The sequence below is a fragment of the Bradyrhizobium barranii subsp. barranii genome (assembly GCF_017565645.3).
Taxonomy (GTDB): domain Bacteria; phylum Pseudomonadota; class Alphaproteobacteria; order Rhizobiales; family Xanthobacteraceae; genus Bradyrhizobium; species Bradyrhizobium barranii.
In genome coordinates this window covers 42,490-59,244 of the sequence record NZ_CP086138.1, presented here as the reverse complement: position 1 = coordinate 59,244, position 16,755 = coordinate 42,490, and the positions used below count along the sequence as shown (strand labels likewise).

Here is a 16,755-nt window from a genome sequence, read left to right as displayed (position 1 = left end):
CGATGATTGAAGCCGAGCGTCGTCGCGCAGACGATGAATGCTCGGCGCGCCTTCATGTCGAGAGTGAACTGGCTGCGTCCAAAGAGAGCGTCGAACGCCTCGAACTGCTCGTGAAGGAGTACGAGCGCGCACGTTTCGGTAAACGCTCGGAGAAGTTCAATCCCGATCAGATGCAACTGGTTCTCGAGGACATCGAGATTGCCATCGCCGAAGTCCAGGAACGCCAGGACGATCGTGCGCGCCGCGCCGGCACGGCGCCGTCCAGCCGCCGGACCAGGCGCGCTGCCCGTGCCTTTCCCGCGCACCTGCCGCGCATCGAGCAGGTGATCGAACCCGAGAACCTCGAGTGTCCCTGCGGCTGCGGCCGGATGGTCCAGATCGGCGAGGATCGCTCCCGCCGTCTCGATGTCATGGCCGCCCAGTATCGTGTGATCGAGACGGTGCGACCGCGCTACGCCTGCGCAAAGGGCTGCACCGGTGTTGCTCAGGCGCCGGCGCCCGCCCATCTCGTGGAGGGTGGCATCCCCACCGAGGCGCTGCTGGCGCAGGTGGCGGTCGCCAAGTTCAGCGAGCACATGCCACTCTATCGTCAGTCGCAGGTTCTGGCTCGGCATGGCATCTTCATCGATCGCGCCGTTCTGGCAGACTGGATGGGAACGGTCGCCTTCCACCTCGCGCCACTGGTCGAGCGCATGAGCGTCGTGATGAAGCAATCGGGCCGCTTGTTCATGGACGAGACCAGGGCGCCTGTGCTCGATCCGGGCCGGGGCCGAACGAAGACCGGCTATCTGTGGGCTGTCCTGCGCGACGATCGCGGCCACGGCGGCGCTGATCCACCAATCGTGGTCTACCACTACGCGCCAGGACGCGGTGGCGGCCATGCTGAGCGCATCCTCGAGGGCTTCGACGGCATCCTTCAGGTCGACGGATACCAGGGCTATCATCGGCTCGCACGGCCCAAGCGCAAAGGCGGCGTGCCGCTGCGGCTGGCCGCATGTTGGTCCCACTCAAGGCGCAAGATCATCGCAGCGACTCCGAAAGCCGGCTCACCCATCGCCGAAGCCGTTCTCGGCGCATCGCCGCACTCTATGCGATCGAGAAGGAGATCCGTGGCGCTGACGCCCCGGCTCGGCAAACGACCCGTAACGAGCGATCACGGCCGCTCGTCGCTGAACTCGAGAGGTTTCTGCGCGAGCAAGCCGCTCGCCTGTCGCCGGGCAGCGAGATGGGCAAGGCGATCGCCTATCTCCTGAACCATTGGGATGGCCTCACCTTGTTTCTCGACGATGGTTGCGTTGAGATGGACACCAATCCCGTCGAAAATCAAATCAGGCCGCTGACTCTGACGCGTAAAAATAGTTTATTTGCTGGTCACGACGAAGGTGGTCGTTCATGGGCGCGCATAGCTTCGCTCATCGCCACCTGCAAAATCAACAGCGTGGAGCCCTACGTCTGGATGAAAGCGACGCTCAAAGCGATCGCAACCGGTCACCCGCAGTCCCGGATCGACGAGCTCCTGCCCTGGTCGTTCGGCCGCACCTCGTAATTCTCCGTCGTTGCCGCCTCCATACCCCCCGCCAATGATTTGCAAACACGTTGATCAACAGACTGCAATCCCCACGCCAAACCTTTGCGAGTGGGACGCGAACGTCGCTTACAAACAATTGGTGTTGCGACGACCGTTTGAATCCGCCCAATACGTATCCATTAAGTACACCGAGCGCCTGGCTGAAGCTGGTGTGGAGCCTTCTGTCGGCAGCGTCGGAGATTCCTATGACAATGCTCTCGCCGAGACCATCAACGGCCTCTACAAGGCCGAGGTGATCCATCGGCGCGGGCCATGGCGCAGCTTCGAGGCCGTCGAGTTCGCGACGCTGGAATGGGTCGACTGGTTCAACAACCGGCGGCTCTTGGAGCCCATCGGCAACATACCGCCGGCCGAAGCCGAGCAACGCTACTACGCCATGCTGGAACAACCCGCCATGGCGGCATAACTTAAACCAAATAGCCTCCGGCAATCCCGGGGCGGTTCAGAAAAGGGCAATTGACATTGCTAAGCAAGTCAGTAACTCGCAGAAAATGGAAAGCAAACGTGGCAAACTACGCCAGGACGACGAGTCTACACTAGGAACAGATGATGCAGCTCGCCGTGCCGGCGAGCGGGCTGCCGAGCAGACCAGTCATCGTCGGGTGAGCGGGTTGCAGGCGCTATCGCCGATTCTCGAACCTCTGAGACGTGCCGTCTTCGGCTCAGAGGCCGATTAAGTTGACGATTGCCAGCTAGCAGCTTCTCATCCTTTATTCGTTCGGCCATGCACTTTTCGGCCGCAATTCGCGTGGCAATAGACAAGACGACTGTATTCTCGAAGTTCATGCTCGAGGAGCCGTCATAGACGGCGTCTTGTGGCAGACGCTCCCCGAAAGCCCGAGCGCATCGACTCACGCATGCAGGCTTCTTGTCCCATCTTCGGCAACCGCCGTGCGGCCGGATTCGCGACTAAGCAGCGCGGGGATACCGGCGGCCTGGACGGCATCACTGAACAGATAACCTTGTCCTTCTGCGCAACCATTGGCCACCAGATAGGCCAGCTGGCCTGCGTCTTCGACGCCCTCGGCCGTGGCCGTCAAACCAAATCCATTTGCAATGCCAAGGATAGCACGAACGATCACCTGGCTGTCGGTACTGTCGCCGAGATGCGACACGAAGCTTCGGTCTATCTTGATCTTGTCGAGACGAAACGAAAGCAGCTGGCTAAGCGTAGCATAACCCGTACCGAAATCATCGAGCGCGATGCGGACGCCGGCTTGACGGAGTTCATCCATCACGGTCTTCGCAACCCCGGTCTTTTCCACGAACGCGCTCTCCGTAATTTCAATCTCCAGGCGGCTCGGACTGAACCCGGTTTGCCCAAGGATCGATAGAATGCGCTGTCCAAGCGCGGGGTCACGCAACTGAATTGGCGAAATATTGAAGGCAAGCGTAAACATCTCCGGCCACGTATTGGCATCAAAACAGGCGCGGCGAAAAAGCTGATCGCCAAGCGCGTTGATGAGGCCAGTTTCTTCTGCAATCGGAATAAACACGTCGGGCGGAATATGCCCAAAAGTCCTGTTTTCCCAACGCGCCAGGGCCTCGAACCCGATGATGCAATTACTTTTGAGCGAAACGAACGGCTGGTAGTGCGGCTCGATAATATCGGCCGTTATCGCGCTACGAAGCTCTCGCTCGATCTGGATGCGCCGCTCGACATGCATGTCCATCTCTGGTTCGAAAAAGCGAACACACGACCTGCCATCGCCTTGTGCGCGATAAAGTGCACGTTCGGCGCGCCTGACCAATTCGTGGAGATTGACGCCGTCAATCGGAGCGATGGCGATGCCAATTCCAACGCCAAGCTCGGCTGAACCCGTCTCGATCGCGAAAGTGTCGCCGGCGGACGCCACAATACGGCGCGCCAGATTGGTGGGATCCTCAAGGGAGCTAATGTCTGGCATGACAATCCCGAATTCGTCGCCTCCAATCCTCGCCAGGACGCCATCCGTGCGCAAGACGTCGGCGAGCCTGTTGGCAAATGCGCAAAGCGCCTTGTCCCCCGCTGCGTGGCCATGCGTGTCCTTGATCCTCTTGAAGCCCCTAAGGCCAAGCATCAGAACGGCCACCTGGTGGGTGTCGCCGGCGAGGCCAAGGCACGCATCAAGTTTTTCATCAAACAGGCGACGGTTAGGCAGGCCAGTCAATGGATCATGTCGCGCCAGATCGCGCGCTTCTGCTTCTGCAATGGTTCGTGCTTTGGTTTCTCGGGCGAGATCTCGATAGCGGCGAACACTAAAGATTGTCAGCGCAACGCTCAGAACAAATGCGACAAACATGAAGAATACGATGGCGTCGAGTGCCGAATCCGCATAGCCCCGTCCCAGCTGAAACAAACGAGGGCCAAGCTCATAAACATGCGCCAAGATCGAAGCAAGAACGACGCCCCCAAAGAGAGCGATGAAATCCCTTGTGGCAGAACTACGCCAATCGAACCAATCGGCGTGCAATACGCGCGATCGTGGATTTGACAAACTCATCACAGTCGAACCTTCGCTGAAGCCGGTTATTCCAGTGAGCTCTTACAAGTAGCATAACGGCACACTTAATACCAGGTGTTGTGCGCCGATTACCTGAACTCGACTAACGCCTCGCAAGCCCGCGACGGTAAGCGCGCCGTCGGATCGCGATCGTCGTTCCCGGCAAAAGTGGTTTGCAATCGAACCGGCCAGTTGTCACATTGGTAGCGCGGCCGAAGCCACGGTTTACGCCTCCAAGATGCCGCTTCAACGCTTTGAGGGCTCTGGGGCGCACGAGTGGCAAGAGCGAACGGATGGTCCCCGGGGCGCCACTTGCTGAGCCTCCCCGGCAGATTGCATGCTCTGGAACTGAAGGGCCTGGCGTGTTAAGGTTGGTGCCGTGTATCCTCCTCGACTGGCGCTGCGCCTCCCGAGAATCGTCCCGGTTTACCCGCGCTCTCGAGGCCGACGAGCCACCGAGAAAGCGCCCGGATAAATCGCTTACCTAGTGCGTGCTCTGTCACTAACATTTGAATCCCAACTTGTCGCGCATATGATTCACTTGCGGCATGGGAAACGACTTGATTGTACTTGATCGCAAGGCTCGCAGGGAACTGGAGCAACTGCTCACCGATGGAAACACGGCTCAGAAGATCGCCAAGCGAGCGAGGATCGTGCTGATGACGGCGGACGGTCATGGCGTCGTGGCGATTATGCGTGAGGTCGGGGTTTCCAAGACCACGGTCTGGCGCTGGCAGGACTATTTTGCCGAGGCCGGCGTCGATGGTCTGATCAAAGGCCGCTCCAAGCCGCCTGGCCGAAAGCCGCTCAGCGCTGCCATGAAGCTCAAGGTCGTCGAGAAGACCGTGAAGGAGCGTCCCGCCAATGCCGCGCACTGGAGCGTGCGATCGATGGCGGAAGAAATGGGCATCAGCCACACGAGCGTGCAGCCCATCTGGGCCGAACACGGCCTCAAGCCGCATCTCGTGCGCAGCTTCAAGATCTCCAACGATCCCGACTTCGTCGCGAAGGTCGAGGACATCGTCGGCCTTAACGTCGATCCGCCGGAGAAGGCGCTGGTGCTTTCCGTCGATGAGAGAGCCAAATTCAGGCACTCGACACGCAGCCGGGTTTGCCCTTGAAAAAGGGCCGTGCCGGCACGATGACCCATGATTACAAGCGCAACGGCACCACAACACTCTTCGCCGCGCTCGATGTGGCGGCCGGTACCGTCATCGGCGAATGTCTGGCGCGCCATCGGGCAGACGAGTTCCTGTCGTTTCTGAAAACAATCGACCGCGAGACGCCCGCACATCTCGATCTGCATCTGATCCTCGACAACTACGTCACCCACAAGACGCCGGCCGTGAAGCGCTGGTTGGCGCGACACAAACGCTTCACACTGCACTTCACGCCGACATCCTGTTCCTGGCTCAACCTCGTCGAGCGGCTCTTCGCCGAAATCACTCGCCAGCGCATCCGGCGAGGAACCTTCAACGACGTCACCGAACTCAAGACCGCGATTGACGAGTGGATCGAGCATCGAAACCAAAACCCAAAGCCCTTCAAGTGGACCGCCGGCGCCAAATCCATCCTCGCAAAGCACCGCCGAGCCAAAAAAGCGCTCGCCATCGCAAAAACCGGATGCAAATGAATGAGTCAGAACACTAGCGCGGTATAGGCGACCTCCAGCAACTGCATGTTCCTGAGTTTTGAGCACGAAGAATGCGGCGCGCCTGCTCAACCAGCTTCAGGCGAACCTTGCGACCGCGAAGCCATTGTCCCGCTCGCGGCGCTGATGGAAGAGACTCGCTCGACCGCGTAAAGCAAGATGCGATCTACGTTGTTCGCCGCCGCGATTCCCGGGTCGCGACCATGCAGCCTTAGGCTAAGCGCGCGAATGAACGAAGCCTACGCGGCAATCACACGATTACGACCTTCATGTTTTGCGCGATAGAGCCGCTGATCTGCGACGTTCAGCAATCCGTCAAGCGTGTCTCCATCGCGCCCGAACTCCGACACCCCAACACTGATGGTGACGCAGACCGACGGTCGGGCTTCGACGTCGAATGCAGTGCCTTCAATCGTCGATCGAAGGCGCTCGGCTACCGCGCAAGCCGTGTCGAGCGTCGCCCCCGGCAGCAAGACCATGAATTCTTCACCGCCCACGCGCGCGACAGAGTCATAAGGGCGAATTGCCTCCAGACACTTTCGCACAAATGCGCGGAGCACCTCATCGCCGACGCTGTGACCGCGTGAGTCATTGATATCCTTGAAATGGTCGAGATCGAGCGACAGCAGAGATAATGGAGCACCGGTTCGCTTGGCCCGCGCGATCTCGGCGCCGATATGCTCGAGGAAGTGTCGCCGATTTCCGGCACCGGTCAGTGGGTCGGTGGCGGCAAGGCGTTCTAACCTTTGATTGCTCACTTGCACTTGCTGTAGCGCCCTTTGAGTGTCGGCCATCGAATCGGCCAGGCGGGCCATCATTTCTTCCTGGCTATAGATGGTCGAGAAGGATTGCGTCGTTCGGAAAGCCTGGACAACGCCATAGCTGAGCAGCAAGAACCCGCCAGCAAAGATCGCGTGGGCGAGCCACCACATATGATTCCACGGTGCCGCCAGAATGAATGCGAGCGACGATAACGCAAACCACGCGACCGAGATGCCGAAAACAAGCATGAGCGGCGAGTGAATCCCTCGCATGAGCATGACCGCGACGTTCAGCGTACTGAACACCAGTGCACCGCCCTCCATGGACAAGCGTACCGCCGGGTGTCCCGCATAGGGGGAGTAGGCGATCAATGCGACAGCTATATCCACGGTCAGGAACAGGCCGGTCCACATCAGCCATGTGCGCGCATCCGAACGCTTCTCGACCTCGTCTGACGGCTGGTTATAGCTGAGCAGCCCAACGAAGAGAAGAATCGACATCGCGAGACGCGACGCCGGTCCATAGAGCAGAAACAGCCAGATATTGCGGTGTGCCATCCTGGTGAAGGCGCCGTGCAGTAAATAGATCAATACGAAGCCGAGAAAACCCAGCGTCAACCAACGCAACAGAGGTTCGCCCGAAGACCAGTAGCAGCGCCACGTCACATAGGTGACGAACAGCCCTTCGAGGGTGGCGACGGCAATCGCGAATTCATGGAACGGGTGATTTTCGAATTTTAGCGTGGGATCCTGCTGGAAATACAGGTAGGCGATGAACTGGGCGGGCATAAGGGCAAAGGCGATGAGGAGAAGGCTCATATACGCCTGTGTGACCAGCCGGAGCGCGTTGCTCGGTTCGTGTACCGCAAGATTGGTGTTCATATGCATATACCGCCTCCCGTGATGACGTGCGGTCGTTTCATTGCCTCTTGGGCGTCCCGAGGGATACTCTGTCCCAGAGCACCTTCGGTCCTTGTGTACTACCCAGATGAAGGAACCAGGGTGCGTCGCGGCCGGAAGGCCATTCAACAACTCGGCGCCCGCGATCACCGCTGCACCGGCGCGACGGAGGCGTGAGCTTGAGCTTTCTGTCCATCTGCGGCACCCCGTCGAGCAGGCGCGGCGCCGACAGGGTCGGCCTTGTCGTTCAGCAGATTATTCCGGCTCCTGCCGCGAGTTGTCACGGTCTGCGAGACGCTCGAAAACGCCCATCGAAAGACAAGGAAATCACGAGCCCGTTGAGGAAGGAGTCTGCGTATTACCGTACTCAACCGTCTGCCTGCCGCCCGTCGGTAGTGCCGCCGCCACAATCGGTCCGTTACTGGTTCGGCTCCGAGCCAACACGCGTAATGAGCAAAATCGTAAGCGTCAGCCCGCTTTGATTGACGAGTTTCTCGTAGGCCATCTGCGATCTCCTTCGTCTGGGATGTCCCCGCACTGCGCGACCGGGGCCGTTAGGATACCTAAGCTGGTTGAGCTAGCCGCCTGCCAAACCTTGTAGGTTCCCTAACGCAACTTGTGAGATTGGCTTGCGGCAAGGAGGAATTACTCGATCCGTCCCGGATGACGCACGAAGAGATGTCCGACCGACAAAGTAGTCGCCGGTCCAGCTCTATCGGGCGCGCGGCCAGCACCGCCGCCCATGTCCGGAGCCTCCCGACGCGGCGTGTCCGCCCCAAGCGCGAGAAACGCGAGGCGCATCGGCTAGAGGACCACGCGAACGCACGACGCACGACCGAAACGCCTTTTCTTGAATTGGTGCCGGACTGACTAAGACGATAAAGGCACGCGCGAGGTGGGATTCGTAACGCTCCCGTTGCATCTGCCGGAAGAGAAGCTCAGCGCCGGCGAGGCCTCGGTTCAGATCTCTGCGCGCTCTCGCGCACGCCGACCTGGAAGCCGATGAGTGTGAATCGACGCTGAACATTGACCCCGCACGCGCGAAATCAATCAAGCACTTGGGACGCCGATCGGCGTCCGGACCCCACGCCGATTCACATGCTGGGCGACATCGAGCGGAATCCGCACGTCATCGACGATCGATCGAACGGCAGCTGGTGGCAGAAGCTCAACTCGCCGCAGAAGTATTGTCGAGTGGGCCGAGGCAGTTTCACCCTCAGCCCCTCACAGGTAGGGTCGAAGACTGGCGCGCCGACAGGCCTCTCGACCGTGCCACGTTTCCAGTCCCCTCCACGTCGCACGCAGCATGCGGATTTCCCGCACTGCGCGCTCCCATTTGCTTCACGCCAACGCTTATGGGACCTATCCTGCTGGGGCGACTTTCGGCCCGTCGCGTCGCACTCTGTAGGCGTTGAACAGCCCGAGAGTGTCGTACAGCCACCGCCTATTCCATCGTTCCCAGCCGAAGCCCTTTCGTTTCTGAGCATGCGCCAGATGGCGCCTGACCTTCTTCTCCACCCAGTCTTTGATGAAGCTGAAGCACTCGCTGGAATGCCCCACCGCGAAGTAGTTCACCCACCCCCGGAGCATCGGATTGATCAAGTTTATCACTCGTTCAACCGGTTGCGACCGGTGTCGGCGGAACACCTCTTTGAGCGCCCGCACCAGTGCCGTCCGCTTTTTGAGCTTGGGCGTGTAATGCGGCCGCATCGCTCCGCTTAGTCCGCGGAAGTAGCGGAACTCAAAGCCCAGGAACCCAAAGCACTCACCGCGCTCAAGGTCCACTGTGCGGCTCTTTTCATCATTGATTTCCACCTGCAGCTTGGCGAACTCCTCCCGGAGTCGTTTGGTCACGGCTCCAATCAGCCAGTCATGACGCTTGTAGGCGTCGATCAAGACCACCAGGTCGTCAGCGAATCGCGCGTATTCGACGTAGGTGTACTTGCCGTTGCGGGTGACTTCCCGCGCTCGCTCCAGCATCCTGTCCACCTCATTGAGGTAGAGATTACTGAGCAAGGGCGAGATCACACCGCCCTGCGGAACGCCCTTCTTGCCTGAGGCTTTCAGCATCATCTTTAGGAGATGCAGTATATGCGCGTCATCAACCCGCCGCGCCACTTTCTCCAACAGCCGGTCATGCCGGACATTGTCAAAGTAGGCCCGTAGGTCAATGTCGAGAATCCGCGTCTTCCGTTGGACTATCGCTTCAGCCACACGCTTGATGGCGCCATGTGCTGTCCGTTTGGGCCGATATCCATACGACCCCGGTTGAAAGTCAGCCTCGAACACAGGCTCGAGGATGAGCTTGAGCGCCCCTTGCACCACTCTGTCGCGGATCGCCGGAATCGAGAGGACACGGACTTTGCCCCCGTCCTTCGGTATCTCCTGCCTCCGCGCGGGAAGTGGCTGGTAGGTGCGCCCGATCAGTTCGTCCCGTAACTGCTCAAGCAGAGCTTCCACGCCTTGCGTCTCAATGGCCTCGAAGGTGACACCGTCTATTCCCGGTGCTCCATCGTTCTCTTTGGCCATCTCATACGCAGCGCGCAGGGTCTCCATCTTGCAGACGTGGACGTATAGTCCCCAGAACCGCCAGGACGGTTCAGCCTTTGCCTTGACGTATATTCTCCGCCTCAGGTCCTGCAAATCAATGGACGCCTTTGTCATCTCGTCCTTGCCTTCCCTATGTTGGAGACATTGCAAATGGCAGGGTCCCTTGGCTCCACGGATATTACTCCGCTTCATTGCTACTCCGGACCCGGCCGCCACCCTCTCGTCTTCGGCCGACTTCCCGGTTTCGCCGGTTATACGGCCTACCTTGCTCCGACGATTTCGCGTCGGGACGAGGAGGGCTTCTCCAGTTGCTCAGCATGTCCTTGTCACCGTGCTGTCGCTTCCACCCCGCCGAGGTGAACATCCGTATCGGTCAGTCTTCAGTTGCTCATGCTGCCTTCGCCCTCCGGTTGAAGGCTCGGCCCTCGGGGATACTCACTTTCGAGGCCACAACGCGTTCACTTTTATTACGGCCCGATGACTCGTAGCCTCCCCTGGGGAGACTTTGTCGATAGGCTTCAGAGTTTCAGTTTCCATCACCTCTGCTATCCAAACTACGGGGCTCTGACTTCTACCCCGGCAGGTTTGTCTCCTGCTGAACATGCCAGCCTTCGCTGGACACACAACCGGACGTGATACTCTCGCATCATCCGGCTCTTGTCACCCAACCGTTGCGTGACCAAGGCGCGCCCAGTGGACGAAGAGTGAGGGGTTGTGTGAATCGGCGCGGGGGGCCGACGCCGATCGGCGCCGGGGTCACTTTTCCGGCACTTGAAAAATCAAGACGTTAGCCCACGAGATGGACTGATTGAGGGGCGCATTGCCTCACCCAGAATGTTACTGGACAACTTCTCGCCGATGATTGGGTCGGTGCCATCGAATTGGTTCGGTGGCGTCTATGGCGGGAAAGATCAGCATGGGCGCGCGGCGCGAGGTGGTCGGTGGTAACGGAGCGTTACCGATCGGCCAAACGAGCGGAGAAGGGACGGATCCTCGACGAGCTGTGCGCGACGACTGGCTGGCATCGCAAGCATGCGGTGCGCGCGCTCAGGCGACGCGAGGCGGTTGGACCGGGCGAGCCACGCAGAACCGGCAGGTTCTCGATGGCGCGTCGGGTGCGGATGTCGTCGGCGACCTCGTCGACTTTTCTGGCGAGAGGCTTGGTGCCGGACAGACCGAAGATGTAGTCGATGCCGTTGGTCTCGCACCACGCCATTGCCTCCGGCCGGGCATAGTGCCCGTCGCCACGGAACGTAATTTGCGTGTTGTGCCATCGCGTGCGGATATGCCGTACCAGGCGGCGCAGATGGGCACGCACCTCGACGCCGCCCGGCGTCTTGCCGGGCCGCAGCACGACGGCCACGGGCCGGCTCTTATCCGTGTCGTAGACGTGGATCGACCGCCATCGAAGGCAGCTGTGACTTTCTTGGCGTGAACGGCTGGAAACGAGGATGGCAGAATCGTATCATCGGTCATGGCGGGCGTGGTTTAAGGTGATGGGGTGGCTTCGCAACCGAATCCTACGCCGCATCAGCGCTTTACACCACGCTCGCCAGCCCTCAGGCGCACTCTTACGAATAAGACGGGCTAGCGCTCCATCTCGCCCATAAGAATTTCATCTGAGACGTATCGTGGATTGGAAATGACAGTCCGCATTTCCGCATTCTTGCCCTCGTCCGCAAACCGGAATCCCTTCTTGTAGAAAAATGCTGAAGCTCCTTCATCTTGAGAGAGAAGGGATAGCTTGGAAAGGCCCGCGGACTGCCTAGTATGATCGGCGACTTCAATCATAGCCGTCCCGACCCCTTTGTACCTCGACCGGCCGAGATTTTCTATGCTGAGAATTCGCAAACTGTTGCGCCCCGGCGCCACGGTCATCGCTCCCACCTTATTGCGTTCATTGGCATCAGTAAACAAAGAAACACTTTGGGCGTTGCCAATATTGCTACTTACTCTGTGTAGGCGGACTGACACACCTGTCCTCTTGTCAAAAGCGGAAGACGCTGGTCCAGCAGCTAAAGCGGCCGTAAAAGCAGCACCATCTGCGCCAGAAGTGCCGGCCAGCGCATCGCGCTGCTGGTCCACACTTTGCCCGTCGGAGGGCCAGTTGTTGTAATTGGTTCTCATCACAACGAGCTACTATTTGGACGAGCTGACAGAAAGCTGACAAAGCCGACGCATGAGCCGGTCCTTTACGAATAAGACGGGCTAGCCCGTCTTATTCGCGAGAGGGCGCCTGAGAGGCTGGCGAGCGTGGTGTAAAGCGCTGATGCGGCGTAGGATTCGGTTGCGAAGCCACCCCATCACCTTCAACCGCGAACGCCACGCCCGCCATGACCGATGATACGATTTCAGACCACTATCGAGAAGCAAGAATTCAACACAAATAAAACCTCTGCCTCGCGCTCGATCTCTTCATGCTTGATAGTCTCGTTTCGGAGGCTGATCACCTACCGCGTCTAATAGGCCGCTCGCGCCGGTTTCTTTGGACGCGGCACGACCGCGACTCCACGTTTCGGCACAGAAATGATCGGGAGTCACTCAATCTTTCTTCAACTTAACCCGTCTTATTCGTAAGAGTGCGCCTGAGGGGTAAAGCGCTGATGCGGCGTAGGATTCGGTTGCGAAGCCAACCCCATCACCTCCAACCGCGAACGCCACGCCCGCCATGACCGACGATACGATTCCGCCCTTCTCGTTTCCAGCCGTTCACGCCAAGAAAGTCACAGCTGCCTTCGATGGTGGGCGCCTAACCTCGAACGGGGGCGTGATGCTTCTGGCGATGGCCGAGCGGCGTCTCGGTTTGGCCAACAATCTGGCCCGGGTGTTCCCGGATCGGCGCGATCCGACGCGGGTCGTGCACAGCCTGGTCGATATGTTCCGCGCTCGCATGTTCGCGATCTGCTGCGGCTACGAGGACGCCGACGACCTCGATCATCTGAGGTCCGATCCGGCATTCAAACTGGCCTGCGGTCGCCTACCGGACACGGGCCGGGATTTGTGTTCCCAGCCGACGCTGTCGCGGCTGGAGAATGCTCCGCGCCTGCGCGACGTGATCCGGCTGACCTACACTTTGGTCGACGCATGGATGGATAGCTACCCGCGCGAGCCGGCATCCGTCACGCTCGACATCGATGATACCTGCGACGTCGTCCACGGCCATCAGCAGCTCTCGCTGTTCAACGCTCATTATGACGAACGCTGCTTCCTGCCGATCCACGTCTACGACACGGAGAAGAGCCGGCCCGTGGCCGTCGTGCTGCGGCCCGGCAAGACGCCGGGCGGCGTCGAGGTGCGTGCCCATCTGCGCCGCCTGGTACGGCATATCCGGACGCGATGGCACAACACGCAAATTACGTTCCGTGGCGACGGGCACTATGCCCGGCCGGAGGCAATGGCGTGGTGCGAGACCAACGGCATCGACTACATCTTCGGTCTGTCCGGCACCAAGCCTCTCGCCAGAAAAGTCGACGAGGTCGCCGACGACATCCGCACGCGACGCGCCATCGAGAACCTGCCGGTTCTGCGTGGCTATACCGAGACGCGCCACAAGGCAAAGTCCTGGGATCGCGAACGGCGCACTGTCGCCCGTATTGAGGCGACGATGCTCGGCCTCGACATCCGCTTCGTCGTCACCAGCCTCGATGTCGGCTCGGCCGAGTGGATCTACGACAGCCTGTATTGCGCGCGCGGCCAAGCCGAGAATCTGATCAAGCTGCATAAGACGCAGCTCGCCTCCGATCGCACCAGCTGCCGTTCGGCGCTCGCCAACCAGGTCCGTCTCGTGCTCCATACGGCCGCTTATTGGCTGATGCTGACCGTGCGCGACGCCATTCCCAAAGCCCGGGAATTGGCCGCTGCCGAGTTCGCGACGCTGCGTCTTCGGCTCTTGAAAATCGCCGCCCGTGTCGTCGAGACCACGAGCCGCATTCGCCTTGCGTTTGCCGCGGCATGTCCCGAAGCCGACCTGATCTGCGGCTTGCCCGGCGCGCTGCTGCCGCTCGGTCCTTGACCGGCGGGGCGTCCGCCCCCGTTCGCCCAACCCATCCCTCAAGCGCGTTGCAAAGTACCGGTCGTCAGGCGGCGAAAAGCCGAAGGCAATCCTGTGCGCCTCGTCAGACAAGATGTGCGGCCGCATCAATCGGGCCCAAAAGCCGCACTCTCACGAATAGGACGGGCTAGACTGCCGCTGGGGGTCACTCCGATGGGTGAAGCCAAGCGCTGAGGAAATGAAGGTGGCACCTTGTCGTTGTCGATCGGGGCGACAATCGGCTTCCTGCTGTTTTGATGGTGTTCGATGGCACAAGCCGGCTTCAGGGCTTGACCTTCGATCCGGCTCGCCCAGTACGACACTTGAACGCTGTTACATGCAGGAGCTGGGAAATTGCGAAGCGCCAATCTCCGGCGAGCATCTGATCAGCGAGGCTGTGATCGAAATACTTCGCGGGGACGGTAATTTCACGGCCTCTGGACTGCCTTGGCTCGAAGCAGGCGAAACAAAGGCGCTGGCTCCAAAGAATCTCACCGCGAACTGCCTTTGTAGACGACACAACAGCGCGCTGTCGCCGTTGGATGCCGCTGCCAAGATATTCTTTGCCGGCCTCAGGGACTGCTTGGAATCGAGCGAAGCCGTCTTGCCGTACTTGCTGTCCGGTCATGATGTCGAACGCTGGCTGCTGAAGACGCTCAAAGCTATGGCGGTGTCCGGCAGTCTTGCTCAGGGCCGTGTAAAATTACCCGGCGCCTTCGAACGCGGCGTCGACATCATCCGCATGCTCGAACATGTCGATGAGTGGCCGGAGGCCACGGGCCTGTACTTCATCATGCCTACGGGATCGCAACTGATCAATCACACGCGTTTCCAGCTGCAGCCATGGTACGGCGACGCTCAGAAGGAGCTTGTCGGGCTGTGGTCCAACTTTTTGGGCTTGGAGTTCGTTATGATGATTGCAGCTCCGAACGTCCTCCAAAGCCCGGGACTCAAGAACTGGCTGTACCGGCCTTCGGCCATCGACGTGCTGATCGGCAAATCCAAGCGGCAAATCGGCCTAAGCTGGCAGGACGGACGCCTACACCGGCCGATACAGGTGACATTCGAGAAATTGGTGACGAGCACGGCCTCCAAGGGAACGGATAGCTAGCAGCTTCGCCATTCTTGGGTTAAGCCCAGCCATACCGTCGTTGAAAACGTAAATCGTGAATGCGATTAGACGATTTGCCAGAGGCACGACTGGCAGCCTCACTCCGCGGCTTCCGCAGGCGGGGTCTTAAGCTCCGCAAATTTCGCCGCCATCGTCGGATTGCCCTTTGTCAGCTTCTTGATCGTCACATCCTGCGCCTTGTCGTTCGCAAGACGGAGATTGCGGTCCGCACCAATCAAGGCGTCCTTGGTCTTCTGCAGGTGATCAATCGACTTATCGATCTCAGCGATTGCGGTCTGGAAGTGCCGGGACGCAAGATCGAAGTTCTTCGAGAATGCGGTCTTGAACGTTTCGAGCTGGCTCTCAAACTGAGTGATGTCGATATTCTGCGCCTTCACAAGCGCGAGCTCGGTCTTGTATTTGAGCGAGTTGATCGCCGCATTCCGCAGCAGCGTAATCATCGGCAGGAAGAACTGCGGCCGGATGACATACATTTTCGGGTAGCGATGGAAGACATCAACGATGCCCGTATTGTAAAGCTCGTTATCTGGTTCGAGCAATGAGACCAGGATGGCGTATTCGCAGCCCTTTTCGGTGCGATCCCGGTCGAGCTCCTTGAGAAAATCTTCGTTCTTGCTTTTCGTGGCGGTTTTGTCGCACTCGTTCTTCATCTCGAACATGATCGAGATGATCCCGGTGCCGGCCTCATCCGAGTCGCGGAAGATGTAGTCGCCCTTACTGCCGGTCCGGGCGTCGTTGTCTTTCTCGAAATAGGCCCGCGGAAACGCCATCGAGCGAACCCGGTTGAACTCGGTCTCGCAGTGCTGTTCGAGGGTCTCGCCGACCATCTTGGTCGAGAGACGGGCCTTCATATCCTTGAGGCGTTCGATCGCGTCGTCCCGATCCTTGATCTGGGTTTCATACTTGTCCTTGAGCGACTGCTCGGACAGCTGCTTTTCAAGCTGGACCTGCTTGATGCCGTTCTTCAGCTCATCGCGCTCTTTCTCGATAGCGCCGACGGCTTCGGTCACGGCGAGCTTCTTCTCCAGCTCGACGGCCTGAAGCTTGGCCTTCAGCTCTTGGATTTCCTTTTCCTTGGCGGCAGTGATCTTGTGCTGCTCGCTGGCCAGAAGCGCCTCGGCAAGCTCCGAGGCGGCCTTCTTCTCGCGCTCGGACTCGGCCAGCGCGTTCGCGAGTCTGTCACGCTCCTTTTCGACGGCGCTAAGCGCTTCGGTCACCGCGAGCTTCTGCGAAACTCCACTGGCCTCGAGCTTGGACTTCAACTCCTGGATTTCGGCATCCTTGGCAGCGGCGGTCTTCTGCAGATCGCTGGCAACTTGGGCCTTGGCCAGCTCCACCGCGCTTTGCTTGTCGCGCTCGGCCAATTCCAGCCGTTCGTGCAGTTGCTTTGCGAAATCGGCGTCGCGGACCTGCTTCAGAATGTCGGCATAGCCGGATTCATCGACCTTGAAGGCCTTGGCACAGTGGGGACAGATGATCTCGTGCATGGTTGCTGCCCGGATGGGCGTTTCCTGTTTCCGTTGAAAAGCTGGCTGCGGGGCTCACAGAATCGCCCCCGAGCATTTGAGAACAAAATTAGAACAGGCCAATCTGGACGGTCAAGCGATGCGCATCGCTTCCGGGCATTTTCCCCGGTTTTTCCGATAACGGCTGAGTTTGC

General features: G+C 59.5%; 7 protein-coding genes and 4 pseudogenes. 5 read left to right on the top strand and 6 right to left on the bottom strand.

Going from position 1 to position 16,755, the window contains the following annotated elements; translation table 11 throughout:
* The first annotated feature begins 2 nt into the window (after window positions 1–2).
* Together tnpC and J4G43_RS53505 are read left to right on the top strand one after the other, a co-directional pair.
* Window positions 3–1,546, top strand: a pseudogene (gene tnpC, locus J4G43_RS53510) (IS66 family transposase).
* A gap of 145 nt (window positions 1,547–1,691) precedes the next feature.
* Window positions 1,692–1,994: pseudogene (locus tag J4G43_RS53505) on the top strand (integrase core domain-containing protein); the annotation flags it as partial.
* 445 nt (window positions 1,995–2,439) lie between these two features.
* Here J4G43_RS53505 and J4G43_RS53500 read toward each other — a convergent pair.
* Complete coding sequence (locus J4G43_RS53500) at window positions 2,440–4,071, bottom strand: putative bifunctional diguanylate cyclase/phosphodiesterase (RefSeq protein WP_208089662.1); 1,632 nt, start codon at window positions 4,069–4,071, stop codon at window positions 2,440–2,442.
* Window positions 4,072–4,619: 548 nt separating this feature from the next.
* On the opposite strand from J4G43_RS53500, the pseudogene J4G43_RS53495 reads away from it, so the two are divergent.
* Window positions 4,620–5,704 (top strand): annotated as a pseudogene (locus J4G43_RS53495) (IS630 family transposase).
* A 257-nt stretch (window positions 5,705–5,961) separates the two neighbouring features.
* Here J4G43_RS53495 and J4G43_RS53490 read toward each other — a convergent pair.
* From J4G43_RS53490 to J4G43_RS53475, 4 genes and pseudogenes are all read right to left on the bottom strand, one after another.
* A complete protein-coding gene (locus tag J4G43_RS53490) occupies window positions 5,962–7,365 on the bottom strand; it encodes a GGDEF domain-containing protein (RefSeq protein ID WP_028154534.1) in 1,404 nt (467 codons plus the stop codon).
* Between the two features lie 1,380 nt (window positions 7,366–8,745).
* On the bottom strand, window positions 8,746–10,047 hold the full coding sequence (gene ltrA / locus J4G43_RS53485; protein WP_208083522.1) for a group II intron reverse transcriptase/maturase: 1,302 nt from the start codon (window positions 10,045–10,047) through the stop codon (window positions 8,746–8,748).
* A 964-nt stretch (window positions 10,048–11,011) separates the two neighbouring features.
* Window positions 11,012–11,329: pseudogene (locus J4G43_RS53480) on the bottom strand (transposase); the annotation flags it as partial.
* Window positions 11,330–11,520: 191 nt separating this feature from the next.
* Complete coding sequence (locus tag J4G43_RS53475) at window positions 11,521–12,060, bottom strand: GNAT family N-acetyltransferase (RefSeq protein ID WP_014498653.1); 540 nt, start codon at window positions 12,058–12,060, stop codon at window positions 11,521–11,523.
* Between the two features lie 541 nt (window positions 12,061–12,601).
* Between J4G43_RS53475 and J4G43_RS53470 the strand changes: the two genes are divergently transcribed.
* Together J4G43_RS53470 and J4G43_RS53465 are read left to right on the top strand one after the other, a co-directional pair.
* Complete coding sequence (locus J4G43_RS53470) at window positions 12,602–13,945, top strand: IS1380-like element ISBdi2 family transposase (protein WP_208086440.1); 1,344 nt, start codon at window positions 12,602–12,604, stop codon at window positions 13,943–13,945.
* A gap of 355 nt (window positions 13,946–14,300) precedes the next feature.
* Window positions 14,301–15,074, top strand: a complete 774-nt coding sequence (locus tag J4G43_RS53465; RefSeq protein ID WP_035680878.1) for a hypothetical protein — start codon at window positions 14,301–14,303, stop codon at window positions 15,072–15,074.
* Window positions 15,075–15,172: 98 nt separating this feature from the next.
* Here the strand turns inward: J4G43_RS53465 and J4G43_RS53460 are convergent, their stop codons facing one another.
* Window positions 15,173–16,582 carry a DUF2130 domain-containing protein gene (locus J4G43_RS53460; protein WP_028154529.1) on the bottom strand — a complete coding sequence of 470 codons (1,410 nt, stop codon included), beginning with the start codon at window positions 16,580–16,582 and terminating at the stop codon, window positions 15,173–15,175.
* Window positions 16,583–16,755 lie beyond the last annotated feature (173 nt).

Bases quoted from the DNA above. Each gene is read 5' to 3' on its own strand.
- J4G43_RS53500 (WP_208089662.1), bottom strand. From the start codon at position 4,071: ATGAGTTTGTCAAATCCACGATCGCGCGTATTGCACGCCGATTGGTTC.
- J4G43_RS53490 (WP_028154534.1), bottom strand. From the start codon at position 7,365: ATGAACACCAATCTTGCGGTACACGAACCGAGCAACGCGCTCCGGCTG.
- ltrA (WP_208083522.1), bottom strand. From the start codon at position 10,047: ATGACAAAGGCGTCCATTGATTTGCAGGACCTGAGGCGGAGAATATAC.
- J4G43_RS53475 (WP_014498653.1), bottom strand. From the start codon at position 12,060: ATGAGAACCAATTACAACAACTGGCCCTCCGACGGGCAAAGTGTGGAC.
- J4G43_RS53470 (WP_208086440.1), top strand. From the start codon at position 12,602: ATGACCGACGATACGATTCCGCCCTTCTCGTTTCCAGCCGTTCACGCC.
- J4G43_RS53465 (WP_035680878.1), top strand. From the start codon at position 14,301: ATGCAGGAGCTGGGAAATTGCGAAGCGCCAATCTCCGGCGAGCATCTG.
- J4G43_RS53460 (WP_028154529.1), bottom strand. From the start codon at position 16,582: ATGCACGAGATCATCTGTCCCCACTGTGCCAAGGCCTTCAAGGTCGAT.